Source organism: Dyella nitratireducens (assembly GCF_014642835.1).
Classification (GTDB): domain Bacteria; phylum Pseudomonadota; class Gammaproteobacteria; order Xanthomonadales; family Rhodanobacteraceae; genus Dyella_B; species Dyella_B nitratireducens.
Map to the genome: position 1 here is coordinate 1,123,323 of NZ_BMJA01000001.1, position 22,606 is coordinate 1,145,928.

Below are 22,606 nucleotides of genomic sequence, written 5' to 3' on the forward strand. Positions count from 1 at the left end.
TGTGACGAATTTTTTCTAAACATGCGTCTATCGCGGTGCTCATGCCTACCCGCGCTACACTGGCTGGATTAGGACCACCGCCGGAACTGATGCATGAACCAAGATCTTGCCTCGTTATACGCCCAACACGTCGCCACGCTGCGCCAACGTGCAGACAAGGCGCTGGCGCTGGGCGGCTTTGATCATCTGCTGATCGCTGCCAGCACGCCCTTGCGAAAATTCCTCGATGACCAGGATTACGCCTTTGTCGCCAATCCCCATTTCCGTCATTGGCTACCACTGACCGACACGCCAGGCAGCTGGGTGGTGTACACACCGGGCAACAAACCGAAGTTGATCTTCGTGCAGCCCCGCGACTACTGGCATGTCGTCCCCGCCGCGCCGAGCGGCTACTGGGTGGATCAATTCGACATCAGCACCGTGCGCACGAGCGCCGAAGCGGTGGCGCTGTTGCCAAAAGGCCATCGTGCAGTCATCGCACCGGAATGCCCCAGCATCGAAGGTGTGGAAATCAACAATCCGGAAGCGGTGGTCAATTACCTGCACTGGCATCGAAGCTACAAGACGCCCTACGAACTGACGTTGATGCGTGAAGCAAGCCGCATCGGTACGCGTGCACATCGCGCTGCAGAGCAAGCCTTCCGCGCAGGCGAGAGCGAGTTCGGCATCCAGATGGCCTACCTCGCCGCCGCCAGACAGACAGAAGCAGAATTGCCCTATGCCAACATCGTGTGTCTCAACGAACACGGCGCCGTACTGCACTACACGAACTTCGATCGCACGCCACCGAAGCAAAGCCGCTCGTTCCTGATCGATGCCGGCGGTAGCCAGTCTGGTTATGCCAGCGATATCACGCGCACTTATGCGGCTCACGGCCATGAGACATTTCAGGCGCTGATCCATAGCATGGAGCACGCGCAGCAAGGTTTCGCGGCCAAAGTCAAAGCAGGGCAAAGCTACCCGGAGCTACACATCCATGCGCATCACGTCATCGCTGACGTACTGCGCGAACACGGCGTGATTCGCATGAGTGCGGAAAGCGCTGTGCAGTCCGGCGTTACCTCGGCGTTTTTCCCGCACGGGCTCGGCCATCCCATCGGTCTGCAAGTGCACGATGTCGCCGGCTTCCAGGTCAATGAAAGCGGCGGTTTCATTCCGCGCCCGGAAGGCCACCCCTATCTGCGCATGACGCGCGTGCTGGAGCCGGGCATGGTGGTCACCATTGAACCAGGGCTCTACTTCATCGACATGCTGCTGGAGGAGTTGCGCGCCAAGCCGGTTTCAAGTGATATCGACTGGAACAAGGTGGATGCGTTCCGTCCCTATGGCGGCATTCGTATTGAGGACGATGTGGTGTGTACAGATGGCGAGCCGGAGAACCTGACGCGTCACGCGTTTGTGGCGCTGAACTAACAGCTAAATATCATCTTCCCTCAAGGCCATCATTCCTGCGAAAGCGCACTGCTGTCCGAGGAAAAAATCGTTCCATTCGCCGTAACGCCTGATAGATCGTCGTCCCGGCGAAAGCCGGGACCCGGCGACTTGCATATCGCCCAAGACACTGGGCCCCGGCTTTCGCCGGGGCGACGATTTTCGGTGACGTTGAATGTACGGAAAAAATTTTCGCCGTCGGGCCACGTGTCGAGACCTAACTAAGCAAAAAGATTTTTCCCGGATAGCAGTGCGCGAAAGCGGGAATGATGGCCTTCTGGTTGGTTTTCTTGTAATTAATACGCCCGATGCTGCATAAGAAGCAGAGCAAGCACGATCCGCGACAGACTTGTTTACGCAACCACCTGCCACAACCTCCTCGCCTCTTCCGCAATCACATCTGGCCGCTCTTCCGGAAAGAACAACTTGGCGTTCGCCACGCGCCTGACTCCCAGCGAATGTCCTAGCGTCTTATCCAGATACTCTGCGCCTGCCAACGAAAAGATCGTATCGTCCACACCCCACACCACGCGCGTAGGCACCTTGCAACGATGCAGCGCTGGCGCAATGCCAGCCAGCGGATTGTGCTCAAGCGCGATGGCATAAGCGTGCACAAGCGCCTTACGATGAGGTGAACTCACCAGCGGCGCAAAGTAGCAGTCGATGGCTTCATCCGTAGGGTCTGTGGGGTCGGCATAACACATGCCGCCAATACCTTGTGGCGAACGGGCAAGCTTCTTGTCGGCGAGCCAGGGAGCAAGCCATTGATCGACGAACTTGCCTTGATGCGATAGCGCAATCACGGGCAGCATCGCAGCTGGAGGACTTTCATGTTCCGTATCGCAGTTAGTGAGCAGCAGGCTGCGTACACGCTCTGGATGCTTTGTGACGAAGAGTTGAGCTACCGCACCACCGCTGTCACTGCCGACCAGATCCACATGAGCAACACCCAAGGTATCCAGCAACGCCACCAGCATCGCCACCTGCGCATCTGGCGCTACGCTCTGTCCGTCGGCCACCTCGGTATATCCAAGGCCAAGAAAGTCCGGCGCAATGCAGCGACGGTACGGCGAAAGACGATCCAGCGCGCCGCGCCACTGGAAGCTGTTCAAAGGAAAACCGTGCAGGAACAACGCTGTCTCACCGGTGCCACGCTCCACATAGGCGATACGCCCAAAGGGCGTCTGCACGAATCGCCGACTGGCATGGAAGCGCCTTTCATCCGTGCTGCTGACGGCCGCCCGCAAACCAGGTGCATAAGCCGCCAGCATGCCGGAGGTGATCAGACCGGCGGTAAGTTGCAAGAAAGCTCTGCGCTGCATGGATGTTTTCCCGATTGATTGGACGGCGGCATCATTCCTTTACCGGCGCGGCCGATCAATGACGTGGGAGGTCATGGCCGCATGATCTTTGAGGTCATGGTTTTCTTGCAGGCAGCGGTTTAGCATCCGCCCACACCTCGCACCTACTTAGCCCTTGGACGCCAAGACATCCACCACACATGCCCCGCCTATCGGCCAGTTGCTGCGCGAATGGCGTGCCAGCCGGCGGCTGAGCCAGCTTGATCTCGCACTGGCAGCCGACATATCGGCGCGTCACCTGAGCTGTATGGAAACCGGCAAGGCTCAGCCGAGCCGCGACATGGTGCTGCGCCTGGCGGATGCGCTCGGCATGCCGCTGCGCGAATGCAATGCCTTGCTGATGGCCGCCGGTTATGCACCGAAGTTTCCAGAAACGTCGCTGAGCACACCGGCCATGACGCAAATACGCCGCGCCATTGAGCTGATGCTGGAACAGCAGGAACCCTACCCTGCCTTTCTGCTCAACCGCCACTGGGACATCCTGATGGCGAACCATGCGGCGGCACGCGTGGCCAACTTCGTATTGCGCGGCGCGAGCAGTCCGCACGCGAACATGATCCGGCAGATTTTCGATCCGAACGATCTGCGCTCCGCCATCGTCAATTGGGAGGACGTGGCTGGCGACTTGATCCGGCATCTGCACGATGTGGTATCCGCTACGCCGTCCGATACCGTGGCGCGCGCCTTGCTGGATGAGGCGCTCGCCTATCCTGGTGTCCCCATGCAATGGCGGATACGCGACCTCAGCACGGCACCCTCACCGTTGCTGACCACCATCTTTCGGGTGGATGACCAGCAGTTGAGCTTCTTCTCCACCATCACGACATTCGGTACACCGCGCGACGTGACCATCGACGAGATGCATATCGAGTCGTGCTTTCCCATGGACGAAGAAACGGCAGAATTCTGTCGAAAGCTGGTACTTCGCGACAACGCGTAGACTGGGGTGCAAACCTCAACGTGTCCAGCTCAAAGCTTCTGATAGTCCTGCCAGCGCGCCTGCCCCATCGCCGGATCCGTGACGCCTGGCCCGCCCGTCTCGACATGTCCGGCCAGGCGCTGCACGAAACCAGCCTCCGCATCGGCACGTACGATCAAGTCATACCAACCGTAGCTGTCACCCAGAGACCAGTGCTTCTCAGCATGTTCACCAGGCTTGAGCATGTATGTCATCGATTCACCGTCGTAGAGGTTTTCAACGGTGACGTTGCAGAAGTCGCTGCCTTCGTTTGCCAACGTCAGCACCATGCCACCACCTTCACGTTGGTAACGGCTGGCAATCTGCAAGGTAGTTTTGCGCGATGCGCTGTCGCCCTTGAAGCTGCGTACGAATCCATTCGGTCCGTACACGTGCCATTCGTAGGCACCCTGCACTGGCCATGCGGCGGAAAGCGATTTTTCCCCCTCCACGGTGTAATACCACGGACCACTGGACGCATTGCCAGAACGCACATGGAAGCATGCGCCCAGGCGCCCCTCGTTTTGGAAATCGATGTGGAACTGCCCGCTATCCCAACGGCCAATCGCCTGCAAGTCATACGGCACCGCGCGCAACGGTTTCATACCCTGCTCCTGCATGGGCAGCGCCTGGTTCACCGGCGGCATGGGCGAGTAATCAGGATGGCGCAGATCATCCGGCGGCATGTATGCCTTCGTACTCGGCAACACCGGCTGCACGCCGTTGGGCTTGGCAAAATCGAACGCCGACGTAAGGTCACCACACACGGCACGACGCCATGGCGTGATGTTGGGTTCCTGCACACCGAAGCGCTGCTCGATAAAACGGATGATCGACGTGTGGTCGAATACCTCCGAGCACACCCAGCCACCCTTGCTCCACGGCGACACCACGATCATCGGCACACGTGGCCCAAGGCCATACGGGCCGGCCGGGTAATAGACGTTGCCGGCAAAGATTTCGTTGGCGGTTGATACGGTGGATTGTCCTTGCGTGTCGGAAGGCGGCACGCACGGCGGAATCATGTGATCAAAAAAGCCGTCGTTTTCATCGTAGGTGATGAACAACACGGTCTTGCTAAAAACATCCGGATTACTGGTCAGTGCATCCAGCACCTGCGAGATGTACCAGGCGCCATAGTTGGCTGGCCAATTGGGATGCTCGCTATACGCTTCAGGCGCGGCGATCCACGATACCTGCGGCAGCTTGTTGCCAAGCACGTCGCTGCGCAGTTCGTCGAACAATGTGCCGCCAGCGGAAATGTTCGTACCCGCTCTGGCGCCTTGATAGAGCGGGCTGCCCGGCTGGGCATGGCGATACTGGTTGAAATACAGCAACGAGTTGTCGCCATAGTTGCCGATATAGGCATCGTCACCCCAACCCCAGGAACCGGCAGCGTCCAGGCCGGTACCGGCGTCCTGGTAGACCTTCCAGGAAATGCCGGCCTGCTGCAGCGCCTCGGGATAGGTAGACCAGCCGTAGCCCGCTTCCGCATTGTCGATCACCGGACCACCGCCCGCGCCGTCATTGCCTACCCAACCCGTCCACATGTAGTAGCGGTTCGGATCGGTAGGGCCCATCACGGAGCAGTGGTACGCATCGCAAACGGTGAACGCGTCGGCAAGCGCGTAATGGAATGGAATGTCCTCGCGCGTGAGGTACGCCATGGTGGTGGTGCCTTTGCTGGGCACCCATTGGTCGTACTGGCCAGCGTTCCACGCGGCATGCGTGCTGGTCCAGTCGTGGGCGAGATCTTCGAGGAACTGCAGCCCCAGGTCTGGCGCGGGGGGATGGAACGGCAGCACGTAGCTGGAACCGTCGGGCTGGTACCACACGGAATGGCCAGACGTGAGATTCACCGGCCGCGGATCGCCAAACCCGCGCACACCTTTCAGCGCGCCGAAGTAATGGTCGAAGGCACGGTTTTCCTGCATCAGGACAACGATGTGCTCGACATCTTCGATCGTGCCCTTGCGACGGCTGGCAGGAATCTCCAATGCACGCGCGATGCTGACAGGAAGCATCGAGGCCAGCGACGTGCTGCCCAGAAGTTGCAGGAATCGGCGACGGCTCATCGAGGTCATGCTGCCTTCCTTCTTTGCGCTAAATAAGGCCGCGCGATGCTGGGGTGTCAAGGTTGCAGGCGTGCGACATTCGTGGGACGGCTTGGGGAAGTTGGCGAGGGATCACATTCACTGCGAAACATGCAGCAGCGGTCTGATCAGCCCCTTACCCGCACGTCAACGCCCCGCCAGCACCGCCTCGATCTCTTCCGGCTGCTTGGGTACATCCGCAGTCAGCACATCATGGCCATCACGCGTCACGGCCACATCGTCCTCGATGCGAATGCCAATGCCGCGCCACGCTTCCGGCACTGTCATATCATCCGGTGCAATATAGATACCGGGCTCAACCGTCAGCACCATGCCCGGCTCCAGCATGCGCGGCTCGCCGTCGACGCGATAATCGCCCACGTCATGCACGTCCAGCCCTAACCAATGACTGGTCTTGGCCGGGAAAAACCGCTTGTAGCTGCCTTGCACGATGGCTTCGGCAGGGTCGCCCTTGATCAGTCCGAGTGCGCACAAACCTTCGGCAATCACATGCACCGCTACATCGTGCGCCGTACTGTAGGAACGTCCGGGCATCACTTCGTCGATCGCTGCCTCTTGCGCTGTAAGCACGATTTCATAAAGCGCGCGCTGTTCACGACTGAAACGTCCGCTGATCGGAAAACTGCGGCTGATGTCGGAGGCATAGCATTCCAACTCCGCCCCGGCATCGATCAATAGCAAATCGCCGTTCTTCAGCATCGCGCGATTGGCCTGGTAGTGCATGGCACACGCATTCGCGCCCCCAGCAACGATGGGCGGAAATGCCGCCACGGCGCCGCGGCTGCGCATCATGCGCAAGAGTTCGGCTTCCACTTCGTATTCGTGGCGGCCGGCGCGCGCCATGGCCATGGCAGCAACATGCGCCTCCACGGCGATGGCCGCGGAAGCACGCATCAGCTTCAGTTCTGCGCGCGATTTGTACAGACGCAGATCATGCAGCAGATGGCCGAGTGCAACGAATTCTTTCGGTACCACGCCACCGCCACGCAATTGGCGCAGACGGCGCATCCAGCCCAGCAATTGGGCGTCGAATTGCGGCTCGCGGCCGAAGTGGCAGTAGACGCGCGCCCGGCCTTCGATCATGCCCGGCAGGATGTCGTCGATATCGTCGATCGGAAAAGCATCATCCATGCCGTAATCGGCAACGGCGCGCTCGGTACCGACGAATTCGCCATGCCAGCGCTCGCGTTCCGCATCGCGCTCCCGGCAGAACAGCACTACTTCGCCATGCTGGCGGCCAGGCAGCAGCGCAAGCACCGCATCCGGCTCGGGGAAACCGGATAAGTAATGGAAATCCGAATCCTGGCGATACGGCCAGGCGGCATCGGCATTGCGCATGCGCTCGGGTGCGGTGGCAATCAGCACTACCGCGTCTTCACCGGCCATTTTCATCAGTTGGCGGCGGCGCCGCGCAAATTCCTCGGAAGCGATGTTCAATGCAACGTGCCGTTGGAAGACGAATCGGGAATGTGACATTCGGTAAACAGCAGCATGGCGCCCATGCGCACGAATTCGTGCACTTCGATCAGGGCGTCCTCGTCTTCCTCTTCACTGCCGAAATCGAGTGATGAGGAAGCAATGGTGCCGATATCGTTGAGAACCTCCCGGCCTTCGTCGGACAACTTCCCATGCATATCCGGACCACCCAAACCAAAGCCGCCCAGGAAGCCGCGACACCAGTTCACCAAGGCATCGGCACGTTCAGGCAAGGGACGATCATCGGCCGGTAACAACGGTTCAAAACCAAGCTCGGGGTCGGCCAGCTCTTCCTCGCTTTGCCGGACCAGTTGATCCAGCGTGTCCTGGTCGTGTTCGGACACGCTTTCGCTGCCGACTTCGAGATGCAGGGCGTTAAGCACCGATCGCTTGCCCGGCCTGCCGTTGGCCGCCAGCAAACCACACAAGGAACCGTGTAACTCGCTGGCTGGGATGGACAATCGCAGGTGTGCGACGACTTCGTCCAGTTCGTCGTGACCGATGGGTTCGGGGGCGGTCATTACGGTCTCCATTGACGTTCAAAGGGCAAGTTTAATGCACCACCGTTCTTGGGCGTCCCAGGCCACAGATTTCTTCCGGCGTCCTGATATAGTGCGTCGCATGAATACACCCGACGCCGCCCAACACGAGCTTGCCGCCCTGAGTCAGCAGCTTGATCGGCTGCTCGACCATGTCCACCGCTTGAGCGAAGAAAACCGCAGCCTGCGCCACAGCCAGGAACAACTGGCGAGCGAGCGCGCAAGCCTGCTGGCACGCAACGAGCAAGCGCGCAGTCGGGTTGAAGCAATGATTCAACGATTGAAGGCACTCGAGAACAATGGCTGACGTCATCAGCATGTCCACCAACGAACCCGTCTCGCTGCGCCTGATCGATCGCGAATTCCTGATTGCCTGTCCGCCGGAAGAACGCGAAGGCTTGCTGGAAGCGGCCAACTTTCTCGACCGCAAGATGCGCGACTTGCGCACGCATGCCAAGACACCAGGTTTCGATCGTCTGGCGGTGCTGGCAGCGATCAGCATCACGCACGAATACTTGCAATTGCAGAAGCGTGCCAACCATGCCACTCACAACACGGCTGAACCTGGCATCTCCGAAGGATTGGCCGCGTTGCGCCGCAAGCTTGAAGCCGCACTCGACGCGCAACTAAAATAGCCCTCGGCGTTTTCTGCGGTGTGCGCCAGCACACTCTTACATATTGCCTTGTTCCTATATACGACCCGGGACGGTTACTTAAGGCTGTTGCGCATGTCCGCCGCGTGCGGAAAGCCTCAAGGCCTTAATTTCCCTCCCACCTGATCCCATTGGATCAAGGTCGTTTGGTGGGCAGCGGCATCGCGGTTTACGCCACCCCATTCCAGCCCGGATGCCGTCCTGACGGCATCCGGGCAAAACGGGGGCGCTGGACGGTATACCCCCCATCCCGAGGAGACGCGCGACGTGGATACCGCCGCACGACGTCGTGAACTACGCCAGCGCCTGGCCGAACGCCGCCGCGCCCTTCCTCCTCCCCAGCGCATCGCTGCTGCCCAGGGCCTACGACGCAGCCTGGAGCACCTGCCGGAATACCATACGGACAAGCGTGTCGCCGGCTACTGGGCCTGCGACGGCGAGTTGCCGCTCAACCTGGTGATCCCGCCCTTGGCCACCCGCGGCCAACAGTTCCTGCTGCCCTTGATCGGCCAGGACAATCTGCTGCGCTTCGCCCCCTGGTCAGCTGGCGACCCGGTGCAGCCCAACCGCTTTGGCATTCCCGAGCCGGTAACGCCGCGCGAATGGTTCGCCCCATTCCAGCTCGATCTGGTGTTGGTACCCCTGCTAGCGTTCGACCGCGGCGGCAACCGCCTGGGCTATGGCGGCGGCTACTATGACCGCAGCTTCGCCTTCCTTAAAGATCAGCTGCGCCCTACCGAGCCCCTGCTGGTGGGCATCGCCTACGACTTCCAGGAGCTACCGGACATCGCACCCGAGCGCTGGGACGTTTCGCTGGACTTTATCGCCACGGACCACGAACTCATCGATTGCCGTGCGAATACGTCAGGAGACCAGAGCGCATGAACCATTGGCTGATGAAGTCCGAGCCGGACACCTTTTCCATCGACGAACTCAAGCGCAAGAAACGCGAAGCCTGGGATGGCGTACGCAATTACCAGGCCCGCAACTTCATGCGCGACGGCATGCACGTGGGCGACGGTGTGTTTTTCTATCACTCCAACTGTGCGGAACCCGGTATCGCGGGCATTGCCGAAGTGGCGAGCGATGCGTATCCCGACCCCAGCCAGTTCGATCCCAAGAGCAAATACTTCGACCCTGCCAGCTCGCGCGACAACCCGCGCTGGATGCTGGTGGATGTGAAGTTCGTGAAGAAGCTCACGCGGGTGATCACGTTGGATGAACTGAAAAACCATCCGAAGCTGGAAGGGATGGCACTGCTGCGCAAAGGCAATCGCTTGTCGGTGATGCCGGTGGATGCGGCGGAGTGGAAGTACATCCTCGGACTCGAATAACCTCGCCCTCTCCGCTTCGTGGAGGCTGGGGTGAGACACCGGGCCTGTCCTGTACTTCGCTCATGCAACGCAAGATGCGCACACGCAGCTTATAAACGATCATCCCGATTTTTCGCCTCCCAGGACAATGCCATGAGCAACAACGAAGAAAAGCGCCTAGCCGGCGAAGCCGCCATTAAGTATGTTGAAGACGGCGCCATCGTCGGCGTCGGCACCGGCTCTACCGTAGCCTTCTTCATCGATGCATTGGCCAGCATCAAGGACCGCATCCAGGGCGCCGTATCCAGCTCCGAGCAATCCACCGCTCAACTGAAGAAGCACGGCATCCCCGTATTCGACCTCAACGCCACCGGTCCGCTTGCGCTATACGTCGACGGTGCTGACGAATGCGATCTGCACAAGCATCTGATCAAGGGTGGCGGCGCGGCGCTCACGCGCGAAAAAATCATCGCCGAAGCCGCACAGAAATTCGTCTGCATCATCGATTCCACCAAGCGCGTGAACATCCTCGGCAAATTCCCGCTGCCGATTGAAGTGATCCCGATGGCCCGCAGCCTGGTCGGCCGCGAAATCGTCAAGCGCGGCGGCAATCCGGTGTGGCGCGACGGTGTCGTTACCGATAACGGCAACTGGGTGATTGATGTGTACGGCTGGCAGATCGCCGATCCAGTGGCGTTGGAAAGCGAGTTGAATCAGATCCCGGGTATTGTCACCGTTGGCCTGTTCGCCAGGCGACCGGCCGACGTGGTGCTGATCGGCGACAAATTGATGTGATGATTGCTGCCTGAAGTAAGTTCGTTGCGCTGACTTACTGCCGTGTCCGTGTCATGTCAAAAAAAGCCCCGCCAGTTGGCGGGGCTTTTTTTTATTGCGGCGACTCTTGCTTACTTGGCACTGCCGAACTTGTAGGTTGCTTCGACAAAGAACTCACGACCGTTGACGTCATAGTTCGACGCGTTGAACGGCTGCGATTGCGTACCAGGATAGCTACGATCAAGCGGCGGCATCTTGTTGAAGACGTTGATGATATCCAACGTGAGTGCCAGGCTCTTGATTGGGCTGTAGCTGACGGTAAGGTTGTAGCGGATCCACGGAGCCAGCCTGCCCGCACCTGGCTGGTAGTAATTGTTGTCGACGGTAGCCAGGTAGTTCGGCGAAGCACCGTCTCGAATAGCGTAAACCGTCGCACCCCAGGTTTGCATCGGTGAGAGCCAGCTAACCGAACCATCAACCCTGCTCTTGAACTCCGTACTGTAATACGGTTCGCGCAGCAAATTGATGAAGGGATCGCCCGGCAACAACTGTTGCCTGTGCGTCATGATATCGCTCCATGACGTCTTCGCGTTGATACTGCCATACGCACCGATATCGTGACTGTAGTTGACCTCGGTGATCACTGCATTCAGATATTCGCGAGCTACATTGACCTTCGGCGTGAGGATCTCGGTGATCGGCGGCAGCAACCCCGGTGCCAGCGGAGTACCTGAGCGAATCACCTGCGCCAGCGCGGCCTGGCAACTCGGCGAGCTGACATCGAAGACGCCCAAGCGGCAATTGGATTCCGTCTGAGCAAGAAAGTCGGAACTTTGCACCTCAACTTCGTTGCGAATGTTGTAGTGGTAGTAATCCGACTTCAGACTGAAGCCTTCGAACGGCGATAGCACGAAGCCAAGATTAAACGTCTTGGCAATAATCGGCTGCAGCTTCGGGTTACCCGACTGCTGGCCAAAGAACTGCTCGCCGCTCAACTGCCCCGGGCAGTTGGCAATATTGCCGCCAGTGTAGCCGAGCTTTGCGCAGTTGTAGTAGTCAACCACGCTGCTGTAATAGCCGCTTGGACCCTGGAACTCATCCGGCAACGTCGGCGCCTTGAAAGCCGTACCGTACGTACCGCGCAGTAACAGAAGGTCACCAAACGGTCGGAATTCCACACCGAAGTTGTAAGTCGCGTGACTCACAGTGCCACCGGAGACGTTATAACCGTCGTAACGACCGGACATGTCCACGGTCAGCATCTTGAACAGAGGCGCATTGAACTCTAGCGTGCCGGCGTAACGCGAGCGGTGACCCTCGCCCGATACATCGGTAAAGTCATACGTCTGGCCGTCGAGCGTTCGCGCGTCAGGGGAGTAGTTCCAACCCTGGTTACCACCCTCGATCACCGCTGCCAGGCCAGCATCACCACCGGGCAGGGAGAACAGCGACGCATCGGTGACCTGACCACGCAGCATGTTGTCCCAGGTCTTCGCGTATGTTTCGGTGTAACCGGTAAACCCGCGGAAAGCTGCATTCGAAACCGGCGTAAAGAAGGCCTGATAGTTCGGCTCATAGCTTTGGTAGCCTGCACCGTACGGATCGGGCCCTAAATCCGGGCCGAGTATGTTGCCGAAATAACTCGTGATCTGATTGGTCCAGCGCTGGAACGTGCGTTCCTGCAAGTGATCCTCGGAATGGTTGAAGGTCACGTCGTAATCCCAGTTCGACTGACCGAAGCTACCCTTCGCGCCCAAACTCAGATACACCGAGTTTTCGACATTGTTGTCCATGATGTTCTGGTAACCACCAGCCTCTTCCGGACTAAATGCATGCTGCGCCAGAACGAAGTCACCCAAATTGGGATCGTAGAAAATGGGGCTATTCCAGAACAGGAACTCAGAACCTGACGAATATTTCTGTTGGTCGTAGGTATATAACAGTGTCTGGTAGAACTGCACATTGCTGTTCAGATCGTACGTGGCGTGCGTGTAAAGGTTCACCGTATTTTGTTTGTTGGTTTCGGTGACGTAACCCGCACTATCGTTCGAACCGCAATATTGACCATGATTCGCGCGGTTCTGAAGCTGCTCCGTACCACCGAATTGGCCCGTAACGGCCGAACATCCGATACCTGGATTCAATTGGTTCGGACTGTAGTACGCGTTCACCAATTGTGTTTCGCTCAGCACCAGGTAATCGCGCGACGCCGTCTGAGGTGTTGTGCCCTGGGTGAAGTATTGACGGGTCAAGCTACGATCAAAACCCCAGATCGGCTCAATGCTCTCGACCTGGATGCCTCCAACGACGTTGAGCTTGCCCCAGGTGAAGCCATCGGCCGCATACACACGCCGATCGGCGCCGCCACCACCTGTGTGCCAGCCGAAGCGCGCATCGACGACAGGAGCATCAAGGGTTTTCTTGAGCACGATGTTGATAACGCCCGCAATGGCGTCCGAACCGTAAATGGATGACTGACCACCTGGCAGGATGTCGATGTGATCGATCATCTCGATCGGAATGCTGGCCAAGTTGTTGAACGCTTCGCTGCCGTTATACAACGCAGGGAAATCTCCCATTGGCAGGCCATCAATCAGGTACTTGGTGTAGCTAGGGTCGAGACCAAAGAAACTAAGCGTTTTTGCCGATTGGGTGAAACCGCCTGAGGCATTGGGGCCCTGTACACTACCGGTCGCGAAGGTACCGGCCTGCAACGCATCGGCAACGCTGGTAAAGCCGCGATCCTTCAACTGCTGGGCCGTGATCGTAATAACCGGTTTGCTTGTTTCAATCTGAGTCTGCGGAATCAGTGAACCGGTGACGTTAACCACTTCCAGTTTCTTGGCGTTCTTGCTCGTGCCCTCCGCAGACGTATCCGGCGCAGATTGGCTGCTGGACTGTGCATCCTGCGCCGCGCTAGCTGTATCACTAGATGGGGTGTTACCCGCATAAGCGTTCACGCAACCGAACGCCAAAGCAGCCACCACGGCTGCAGCAAGTTTCGACTTCAACATTAGTATTCCCCTAGCTGAAAATTTTCGAAGACGCCCCTTTTCCCAGAGGGAAAACGTCCCCTAAATGAAAACGTGCCCGTTCGGCATAGGCACGTCCCCATACCCTCCGCGCTTCCAGCTCCTGTCACGAACCGTCCCCTAGCAGATCCGTGCTGCAGTAATGTTTACAAGAGATGTGAAATTTCCGCAAATGGTTTGCGGCGTAAAAAATCAGGAATATTTCCTAGTAGGTACGTGCACTTATGATTTGTCGTAACAAGTGCGCGTTTTGCGAAAATGAAGGTAGGGATTTCTCTTTGCCATCCGTTTTAGTAAGGATTGCCCCCGTGAACGACACTCCGTTACCTGTCTGCCTGGGGGTTATCCTCAGCAGTCCATTCCTTGAAAGCAGCCCGATCAACGCATGATCGACATTCGCAACGCTGTCTTCCCGAATGATGCCGATGAGGTATGCCGTCTATTCCGCGAGTACGCCGATAGCCTTGGCGTGGATCTCGGCTTCCAGAACTTCGATGATGAAGTCACTTCACTACCCGGCAAATATTCACCACCCGCCGGCCGGCTACTACTCGCTTGGCGTGACGATGAAGTACTGGGTTGCGTGGCACTGCGGCCGCTGCATGGCACCACCTGCGAAATGAAACGACTCTACGTGCGATCGCAGGCGCGCGGCATGCAGCTAGGTAGAAAGCTTGCTGAGTGGCTTTGCGAAGAAGCACGCGCTGCAGGCTATACGCGCATGTGTCTCGATACGTTGCCCACGATGGCGGCGGCACAGGGGTTGTATCGATCCATGGGATTCGAACCCATCGAGCCTTATGTGTTCAACCCTGTCGAAGGAACGAAGTTCTTGGCGTTGTCGCTTTAATGTGGATGGGAGGGTTCAGACTGATTGAAGCGATAGCGCCCAGAAACCAACTCGAAACAGATATCGGCACCGCATGCTCGTAAATCGCGTAACCACGGTGAAGTCGATAGGCGCTGTCCTGATTCGGTGATCGCCTCCGGCTTAGCGGTTGGCATGCGTACCTCGGCGATGCTACCAACAGGCACCTCTATCTCCCATCGCAATCCATCATGCTCATGCGACCAGGACACCGCCGCACGACCGTAAGGCGTCAAGGTGTCTGCCTCAGCATGATCCACCCATGCAGTGAGCGCCGGATGGATGCCAATGCGCTGCCATCCCGGTGCCAAAGGCCGTAAACCTGCGACATCTCCGAACAGCCAATCGTCGATGGTGCCAAGGAAGTAATGCCCGCGTGAGCGTGCGTCGAGCTTCCAGTGTTCCCATAGACTGGTCGCGCCGTTCGCGCGCCAATAGCCCCAACTGGGAAAACTCGTTTGCGTGGCGACCATCCACGCCAAATCGGTATGGCCAGTGGCGGTCAGCACCGGCAACAGTAGTTTGGTGCCGAGTGCACCGGTATCCAGGTGGTCGTCATGCGCATGCACGGCCTGTACCAGGGCATCGGCGACGCGTGTGCGTTGCGTTGTGGGTACGAGACCAAAACCTAGCGCTAGGAGTTGATGGGTTTGCCGCACCCCATCATCCCCTTCGCCGCAATACAGACCCTTGGCAGGATCAAAGAAACGCTGATTGAAGGCCGCACGAACACGTACCGCCATGGCATCGAAGTGATGTGCATGGTTATCGTTACCAAGCACGTGCTCAATCTGCGCCATCGTATCGGCCATGCGATACAGATAGGCAGTCGCAGCAATGTGCTTGTCTTCGGGTGCGTTGCCGCCATCGGCTGGTGTGCCTGGACTCACCCAATCGCCAAGTGCAGTATCCGCGATGCCTCCGGGCGAACGCGCGTATTCCTGGTCGACATAGTGCGCCATGCCTTCAACGTGATCGGCCAACACGCGGCGATCGCCGCGCTGCCAATACAGTGACCAAGGCACCAACACATAAGCGGCGTGCCACGGTGGTGCGCGTACGTCGCCCCAGCCAGGATTTGGTGCAATCAGCAGCGGCGCGCCATCAGCGTTGCGTGCGTCGGCAATGTCCTGCACCCACTTGATCAGCAACGTGGTGGCATCCAAGTTGCGCAACATCATGTCGGCCCCCAGCATGCCGTCGCCAGTCCAGCCGTTCTTCTCGTACATCGGCGTGTCGGTGGGTACGCCGTAGAGATTATTGAGCATAGTGTCGACAGCAGCGGTATGAACCCAATTGAGTAGCGCGTTGCTGCTGCTGAAATGGCCAACTACTTGCACATCGGAATGCAGCACTTGTGCCGTAACCGCGCCAAGCGACGGAGGGACGCCAGGCCAACCATCGACCTGTACGTAGCGGAATCCTTTCCAGGAGAAATGCGAATGCCAATGCTCTACGCCATGCCCCGCAAATGTGATGCGGTCCGTTTGCAAGCCATGTTGGAAGTAGTGGTGATCGTCGCGGTCGTCGACGCTGCCGTCAGGCAGCAGCTTTTCACCATAACGCAAAACGACCGTGTCGCCGGTTCGCCCCTGTACTGCCAGCGTCGCCCAGCCGGCGATGACACGCGGAAACGCGAATACATAGCTTCCCCCATGCAGCTTGGTCACTGCCGTGGCTTGCAAGGTCTGTACAACGCGCACGGGCGGTTCGCGTTGCGCTTGCAAAACGCCTTTGGGCGCAGCTAACACAGCCACGGCGTGCCAGTCGTGATCGTCGAACGTCACGGTGTCGAAACCTGGTTGCGCACGGCGTGCGTCATAAGTCTCGCCGCCATACACGTCATCCAGCAAGGTTGGTCCATCCTGAACATGCCAACCCGTACCGGTGCCTACGAATTCGCAACGATTATCGACGTAACACAACTTCAACAGCGCACGCACGCGAGGCTCGCCATGCCATGGTGCCTTTTCCCAATGCCACACATCCGGATTAGTGATCCCATAGAAGCCGCGTCCAAGCTCGATACCAATGGCGTTCGCCGTACCCGACCGCAGCAAAGCTGTCACGTCGTGCGCGATGTAAAGCACACGTTTGTCGTAATCGGTGAAATCCGGCGAAAGCACCGCGTCGCTTGCCGCCTGCCCATTGATCGATACCTCGGCATAACCTCCCGCGGCAACATACAGCCGGGCTGATTCCAATCCTGGCTTCACCTCGAATACGCGTCGCAACAGCGGTGCAGCCAGACTGCCATCTTGAAGTTTGCCAACCCACGCCGCATGCGACCATTCCTGCGCTGACGGCCCGGTCTCGAACCAGGATATCGCGCTAGCCTCACCTGCCGAAGTACGCGCGATTACCTTCCAGTAATAGCGACTCGACGGAGCCAACTGCGGTCCTGCGTAAGCGATATCAAAGGAGGCATGACTGGTAACGCGGCCGCTGTCCCACACATCCGGATGATCCTGCACTAACGCCGACATGCTTCGCGCCACTTCGATACGGTAGGCCTCGGGCGCTGCGCCGCGCGGCGCATTCGTCACTATCCAAGCGAAACGAGGTGAGACTGTATCAATCGCCAAGGGCTCAACTTGATCTTCGACAGCAAGATGCTGGAGCTGTAGATCGCTCGTGCCATGTGCGACGGACATGCGCATCAGCAGCGCCATGAACAAGAAGATCCCGCGGAGACATAGGCGGATTGCCTGCGATGCCAAGCTCTCGCATTTCTTAGCATGAACCCGTATCGAAGCCAGCGCCTCCCCATGCGATGCCCATGGCGGGCGTAGCGGATGCATCAGCGCACCATGCCCGAAGTCACTTGCTGGCCTTGCGAGATAACGCTGGTTTCTTGGGTTTAGCGGCTGGCATGAGCGCCGCCGTCTCAAGAATGAATTGGCGAATGAGGTCGGAATCGTCCAGAAGTTCGTCCGCAACCAAATAATCCTTGGCACCCGGGTACGGAGGGCGCAGAGGAAGCTTTAGCAGCAACTTTGTTGCCGCTGTAGATGGCTTGACGAAAAAGCTATTGTCACAGGCGAAGGCGACAACCTTCTCATCGACATAGAAAGCGTACTCGCCAAACATCTTCTTTTGAGTGAGGCGATCGCCAAGCGCTACTTGTTCCATCACGTAGTTGACGAAATCCTGGTCGGTAGCCATGTCTGTGCACCCTCCAATGCTTGAGCTAAGCCGCGCCCATCCCGGCTGATATCGCCCAAGTGTAGCCAGACTGTGGCGGCAGAGGGTCGCCTAGCGAGCCCCGGCTGGGACCTCCTCTAACACTGGGGCTGCTGCGCCGATACGTTCCCTACCGCCTCTGCGCCGGCTTGGTTATGACCTGATAAAGAAAACCCCGCGTTTGGAAAACGCGGGGTTCGTGAGCAATCTACCGGGCCTTTTACAGACCCGGTTTTTTTGAATGTTGCTGAGCAGTGCTTATTTCGTCTTCCCACCAAAGCGGAAACTAGCCTGCAACATGTACTCGCGACCGTACACGTTGTAGTTCTGCGTGTTGAAGTACGGATAGACCGTATAGGTCGAATCCCTCGGCGGCATCTTGTTGAACACGTTGTTGACCAGCAACGACAGGTCCAGATTCGGCACCGGCGAGTAGGTCAGGCTGTAATTGAACGTGTTCCAGACGCCAACACGACCCGCACCTGGCGCGTTCACGCCCTGCGACATACCGATGTAGTTCGGCGATGGGCTGTCACGATGCCAGTACAGCGTGCTATTCCACTGGTTGTGCAGGTTCCAGCTCAGCGCCGCCGAGGTGATGTCCTTGAACTCCGAGCTGTAGAAGGAGTTGGTCAAGTAGTTGATCGGCGGCGAACCGGCATAGAGCTGGTACTGGTGCCTCAACATATCGTTGTAGTCAATCTGAATACCAAACTGACCAAAGTGCGTTTCCGGGAAGGTGTATTTCGCTTCAGCCGTAATCGAGTTGGTCTGCTCCTTGGCCAGATTCACGAAATACGTGTTGACGTTCGTGAGGATCCCAGCCGAACTACGTGTGACCTGTGCCAGTGCAGCCTGGCACTCGCCGGAGGACGCCGGCAACTGGCCAAGCAAGCACTGCGAGTCGATGTTCAACAGCGTCGGAATGTCCTGCTGCACCACTTCATTGGCGATGTTGATGTGCAGGTAATCAACGCTGAGGCTCAGGTTGGTGATCGGAGCCCATACCGTACCCACCGTCCAGCTTGATGCCGTAGTCGGCTGCAACTTCTCATTGGAAAGCAGCTGACCCGGGAACTGGTACTGGAACTGGGTTGCACCGCAGTTCGTACCGTGCTGAATCGCGCACTGATACGGGTCGGGATAGGTGTTGTAAGCCCCGCTGGGCCCAAGGAACAACGACGACATATCCGGCGCGCGGAAGGCGGTGGAGTAGTTGCCGCGGATCAGCCAGGTGTCGAATGGACGATACTCAAGACCGATCTTGTAGGTGAACTTGTTGTTCTCGCCACCGTTGGTCTTGTAGTAGTCGTAGCGGCCGGACAGATCCAGGGTCAGCTGCCTGAAGATTGGAGCATTGAATTCGAATGCACTCGCTTTGTGCTGACGCTGACCGCCGCCAGACGTTGCCGTCTGCCCCCACACATATCCGCCGGCAAGCAACGGATTAACAGGCTCGTACCAGGCTTCATTACCGCCTTCGACCAGCACGGCGAGACCCGCATCACCGCCCGGTAGGGAGAACAGGCTGCTGTTGCTGATGGTGGCGCGGGTATTGTTGATCCAGGTGTTGCTGAAGCCACTGATGTTCTGGCTGAAACTGGCGAACTGCGCCGGGGAAATCGGCTGGAAGAACTGGTTGTAATTGATGTTGTAGACGCCGGGGTTATTGGCCACCGGCTGAATGATATTCAGGAAATAATTGTCGACCGCTGCCGACATACGTTCCGGCGTATTGGTCGTGGTGCGGTCACCTGAACGCAGGAAATAGATATCCCAATCCCAACCAGAATCGCCGAAATGTCCGTTGGCACCGATGTCCGCCTGGTACATCAGATCATCCTGGGTCTCCAACTGGCTGGTGTAGCCTCCCGGCATTTCCTCTGGGGCGAAGACGTGCAACGGAACAACAACATTGCCGTTCTGGTCTTCAATATAAATGCCCTGATTAAGCGGCTCCCAGAAAGCAAACTGCGAACCAGACGTAAATTTCTGCTGCTGCCAGTCCAGCAATACATCGCTGTACAAGCGGACGTTGTCATTGACGTCATAGCGCAACTTCAGCAAACCGTCATAGCTGCGTGACTGGTTGATAAAGGTGGTATAGCCGTTGGGCTTGGTGGATCCGCAATAGGTGCCGGACGTAGTCGGCGAGTGGGTAAGCGCAGTGGAGCCACCAAACAGGCCGCTGACAGCACCGCAACCATTCGGCGGATCAACGTAGCCCGTGCGCACGCCATCGAACGTGGCTGCAGGGCCGTAGTTACCGACGCTGATCACGCGATCTGCCGTTGCCCCCGCCGGATCACCCAGGGTGCCATCCGTCAGCCTGCGCTGATAACCCCATAGCGGCGAGGAATTATCGAACTCGATCGCAGCCAGCACGTTGAGCTTGCCGAAATCATGCCCCCAGGCGCCATTGATACGCTGGCTGGCAGCACCACCATTCTGGTAGCCACCCGCACGTACATCGATCTCACCACCATCCATGTGCTGCTTGGTGATGATATTGACCACGCCGGCGATCGCACTGGAGCCGTAGATCGACGAACCGCCGCCGGGAATGATATCGATGCGCTCGACCAGTGAGATCGGAATATTCGAAATGTTGTTGAAGTTGCTCTGCCCGTTGTAGAGCTGGCCGAAGTTGGTGATCGGCTTACCGTCGATCAGCAACAGCGTGAACTGGGGAGGCAGACCGTAGAGACTTACAGTTTGTGCACCTTGCGTAAAGCCGCCCGCGCTCTGAGAGCCCTGTACCGAGCCCGTAGCCTGCACGGCGCTCTGCAGCGCTTCCGTCACACTGTTGAAGCCACGCGCCTTGATGTCCTGAGCAGTGATCGTATAGCTCGGCGTTGCCGTCTGGATCTGCGCGTTATTGATCAGCGAACCACTAACGACCACCGTGTCGAGCTTTTTCGCGTTCTCATCGGTGGAGCTGGTGTTGCTCGGGCCCGCGGACTGCGCCTGGTCTTGTGACGACGCCAGGCCGGTAGCAGCGGTGATATCAGTGTATGCGTATGCGTTGGCGACAAAGCCAAGCGACAGCGCAGCCAAAACGGCTGTCGCAATAGGTGTTTTCAACATGGAAGGCTCCCTCAGCCCGATTCTGCGATTGTTTTTTGTTCCGTGGGCAAACCTGACCGGCATCCCTCGCAACAACTCCCTCGCCCGCTTGTCTTCTGCAAGAGCAAACGAAGCGGCGACTCCTTAAATAACGCGAATGACATTCGCGCTAACCCAATACTTACAAACTACGAAGATTTTGTGCAAATGACCTATGGCATAGATCGGCAGTTTTTTTTTGCTTATTTAAACAAGTAATCGGCAAACTCTTATAGATTATATTTTTCGCACAAAAATAACCCTCCACCCCGAATGTTCCTCGAGGAAATCAGCCATATTTCTGCGGAAAAATTCTATGGATTCATGCTGTCATTCGAGGGAAATCCAGTCAAATTAAGATCCATCTCATTTCCATCTGAATTAACCATCAAGGAAAATCAAAAGCAATTTAGCCATGCATATCTGCCGCGTTATTTAAATAAGACGCTCAGGAGACCAAAAACCCTACCTTCGCATGCAATTAATTGGAGATCGTGCGCTTGCCTTTGCGTTGGAAACGAAATGGGATGACGCAGAAAAACAGGTATTGCACCGTGCCGTAAGCTACGTCGAGGCCGCTGCTGCGGATGTTGATGATCATGAACTGACGGTTCGCGGCGCCAATGTTGAACCTGATAGCCGACCGACGGACGCGCAACGCCTGAAAGCGCAGATTGGGCCACGTCGCTTTCGACTAAGTACCCCACTCAAACCAGCTTCGGCTCGAACAATGGCTTGCTATCGACCCGAGGCTTCATTGCACCACGATGGCCGGTGGTATCCATCATCCAGCGCTTCCGTTACTGCCTTGCCTGATCGACGATCAGCAATCACATGCAAGCTGGTGATGTTATTTATGCCAATGACAATCGCCTACATCCACCGCTTGGCGTCACCACGTTTACCTGTCTCGACGGGACTGTCTGGCATTGCGGGATAGATGCCTAGCAGGGCGCGTTGATATGTGGGCGGAGTGAGGAAAGAAATCGACACACGGCGTCGAAATTTTTCCAGACAGCAAGTTGTACACGCTCGCCTCCTTGCCCTCCAAATGAAGAACAAAAAGCCTGCCTAAAACGAGCACTTTTACTTGGATGGAGACTAGGGTTGCTCGCTCATCCATGGGGCTCCACCCCTCCGCGCTCACACTCTGAGGCCTGCGCTTCGCACTGTTCAAATTTGTTCGAGAAATTTATCGAACAGGGGTTCGCCTCCTTGACTCTCCCAACAAAAAGCCCGCCGTGATGGCGGGCTTTTTGTTTTTGGCTGGGAGACTAGGATTCGAACCTAGATAAACGGAGTCAGAGTCCGTTGTCCTACCGTTAGACGATCTCCCAATACTCGTACCGCGCGGTGCGCTCTGACCTGATGCACCGGACAGTCGAAGTGCTGCCTCTTGCGAGGATTAGCGCTTCGAGAACTGGGTAGCGCGACGCGCCTTGTGCAGACCGACCTTCTTACGCTCGACTTCACGGGCGTCGCGGGTCACGAAGCCAGCCTTGCGCAGCTGCGACTTCAGGCTTTCGTCGTACTCGATCAGTGCGCGGGCGATGCCGAGACGGATCGCACCGGCCTGGCCGGTGATGCCGCCGCCAGCGACGGTGACTTTGATATCGAACTTGTCCGCGCTCTGGGTGAGCTCGAGCGGCTGGCGCACGATCATGCGCGAGGTTTCGCGGCCGAAGAACTCGTCCAGGGTCTTGCCGTTCACTTCGATCTGGCCGTTACCCTTGCGCAGGAACACGCGAGCTGCGGAGGTCTTGCGGCGGCCGGTGCCGTAATTCTGCTGAATCGCCATG

Annotated in this window: 17 protein-coding genes, 1 tRNA gene and 1 other RNA gene; 9 read left to right on the plus strand and 10 right to left on the minus strand. The window is 57.8% G+C overall.

Annotation, left to right across the window (positions count from 1 at the left end):
- The first annotated feature begins 93 nt into the window (after positions 1-93).
- Entirely contained in the window at positions 94-1,413 is a 1,320-nt protein-coding gene (gene pepQ / locus IEX75_RS05255; protein WP_188793169.1) for a Xaa-Pro dipeptidase, read from the plus strand.
- A gap of 371 nt (positions 1,414-1,784) precedes the next feature.
- Here pepQ and IEX75_RS05260 read toward each other — a convergent pair whose 3' ends face one another.
- Positions 1,785-2,753 (minus strand): alpha/beta fold hydrolase, encoded by a 969-nt coding sequence (locus IEX75_RS05260; protein ID WP_188793170.1) that lies wholly within the window; start codon positions 2,751-2,753, stop codon positions 1,785-1,787.
- A 154-nt stretch (positions 2,754-2,907) separates the two neighbouring features.
- Between IEX75_RS05260 and IEX75_RS05265 the strand changes: the two genes are divergently transcribed.
- On the plus strand, positions 2,908-3,732 hold the full coding sequence (locus IEX75_RS05265; protein WP_188793171.1) for a helix-turn-helix domain-containing protein: 825 nt from the start codon (positions 2,908-2,910) through the stop codon (positions 3,730-3,732).
- Positions 3,733-3,761: 29 nt separating this feature from the next.
- Here IEX75_RS05265 and IEX75_RS05270 read toward each other — a convergent pair whose 3' ends face one another.
- From IEX75_RS05270 to IEX75_RS05280, 3 genes are all read right to left on the minus strand, one after another.
- Positions 3,762-5,834 (minus strand): phosphocholine-specific phospholipase C, encoded by a 2,073-nt coding sequence (locus IEX75_RS05270; RefSeq protein ID WP_188793172.1) that lies wholly within the window; start codon positions 5,832-5,834, stop codon positions 3,762-3,764.
- 156 nt (positions 5,835-5,990) lie between these two features.
- The gene (locus tag IEX75_RS05275) at positions 5,991-7,340 is read right to left on the minus strand and encodes an aminopeptidase P N-terminal domain-containing protein (RefSeq protein WP_188793173.1); all 1,350 of its coding nucleotides are present in this window, start codon (positions 7,338-7,340) and stop codon (positions 5,991-5,993) included.
- The gene (locus IEX75_RS05280) at positions 7,298-7,861 is read right to left on the minus strand and encodes a UPF0149 family protein (RefSeq protein ID WP_188793174.1); all 564 of its coding nucleotides are present in this window, start codon (positions 7,859-7,861) and stop codon (positions 7,298-7,300) included. The genes IEX75_RS05275 and IEX75_RS05280 overlap by 43 nt, the downstream gene beginning before the upstream one ends.
- A gap of 100 nt (positions 7,862-7,961) precedes the next feature.
- On the opposite strand from IEX75_RS05280, the gene IEX75_RS05285 reads away from it, so the two are divergent.
- From IEX75_RS05285 to rpiA, 6 genes are all read left to right on the plus strand, one after another.
- Positions 7,962-8,186 carry a TIGR02449 family protein gene (locus tag IEX75_RS05285; protein WP_188793175.1) on the plus strand — a complete coding sequence of 75 codons (225 nt, stop codon included), beginning with the start codon at positions 7,962-7,964 and terminating at the stop codon, positions 8,184-8,186.
- Complete coding sequence (locus IEX75_RS05290; RefSeq protein ID WP_229720641.1) at positions 8,179-8,514, plus strand: cell division protein ZapA; 336 nt, start codon at positions 8,179-8,181, stop codon at positions 8,512-8,514. The genes IEX75_RS05285 and IEX75_RS05290 overlap by 8 nt, the downstream gene beginning before the upstream one ends.
- A gap of 7 nt (positions 8,515-8,521) precedes the next feature.
- A non-coding RNA gene (ssrS, locus tag IEX75_RS05295) (6S RNA) lies at positions 8,522-8,707 on the plus strand.
- Between the two features lie 92 nt (positions 8,708-8,799).
- Positions 8,800-9,417 carry a 5-formyltetrahydrofolate cyclo-ligase gene (locus tag IEX75_RS05300; RefSeq protein WP_188793176.1) on the plus strand — a complete coding sequence of 206 codons (618 nt, stop codon included), beginning with the start codon at positions 8,800-8,802 and terminating at the stop codon, positions 9,415-9,417.
- Positions 9,414-9,866, plus strand: coding sequence for an EVE domain-containing protein (locus IEX75_RS05305; protein WP_188793177.1), 453 nt, complete (start codon positions 9,414-9,416; stop codon positions 9,864-9,866). Before IEX75_RS05300 ends, IEX75_RS05305 begins: the two co-directional genes overlap by 4 nt.
- Positions 9,867-9,998: 132 nt before the next feature.
- On the plus strand, positions 9,999-10,640 hold the full coding sequence (gene rpiA / locus IEX75_RS05310) for a ribose-5-phosphate isomerase RpiA (RefSeq protein ID WP_188793178.1): 642 nt from the start codon (positions 9,999-10,001) through the stop codon (positions 10,638-10,640).
- A gap of 110 nt (positions 10,641-10,750) precedes the next feature.
- Here the strand turns inward: rpiA and IEX75_RS05315 are convergent, their stop codons facing one another.
- Entirely contained in the window at positions 10,751-13,633 is a 2,883-nt protein-coding gene (locus tag IEX75_RS05315; protein WP_188793179.1) for a TonB-dependent receptor domain-containing protein, read from the minus strand.
- Positions 13,634-14,036: 403 nt separating this feature from the next.
- Between IEX75_RS05315 and IEX75_RS05320 the strand changes: the two genes are divergently transcribed.
- Complete coding sequence (locus IEX75_RS05320) at positions 14,037-14,501, plus strand: GNAT family N-acetyltransferase (protein WP_188793180.1); 465 nt, start codon at positions 14,037-14,039, stop codon at positions 14,499-14,501.
- Here the strand turns inward: IEX75_RS05320 and IEX75_RS05325 are convergent.
- The 5 genes from IEX75_RS05325 to rpsI all read right to left on the minus strand — a co-directional run bounded on the left by IEX75_RS05325 (position 14,498) and on the right by rpsI (position 22,605).
- Positions 14,498-17,191, minus strand: a complete 2,694-nt coding sequence (locus IEX75_RS05325; protein WP_188793181.1) for an alpha-L-rhamnosidase — start codon at positions 17,189-17,191, stop codon at positions 14,498-14,500. The genes IEX75_RS05320 and IEX75_RS05325 overlap by 4 nt on opposite strands.
- 148 nt (positions 17,192-17,339) lie before the next feature.
- Positions 17,340-17,684, minus strand: a complete 345-nt coding sequence (locus IEX75_RS05330; RefSeq protein ID WP_188793182.1) for a TfoX/Sxy family protein — start codon at positions 17,682-17,684, stop codon at positions 17,340-17,342.
- Positions 17,685-17,960: 276 nt separating this feature from the next.
- Positions 17,961-20,789 (minus strand): TonB-dependent receptor domain-containing protein, encoded by a 2,829-nt coding sequence (locus tag IEX75_RS05335; protein ID WP_188793183.1) that lies wholly within the window; start codon positions 20,787-20,789, stop codon positions 17,961-17,963.
- 1,281 nt (positions 20,790-22,070) lie between these two features.
- Positions 22,071-22,144: transfer RNA gene (locus tag IEX75_RS05340), tRNA-Gln, on the minus strand.
- Between the two features lie 68 nt (positions 22,145-22,212).
- A complete protein-coding gene (rpsI, locus tag IEX75_RS05345) occupies positions 22,213-22,605 on the minus strand; it encodes a 30S ribosomal protein S9 (RefSeq protein WP_188793184.1) in 393 nt (130 codons plus the stop codon).
- Position 22,606 lies beyond the last annotated feature (1 nt).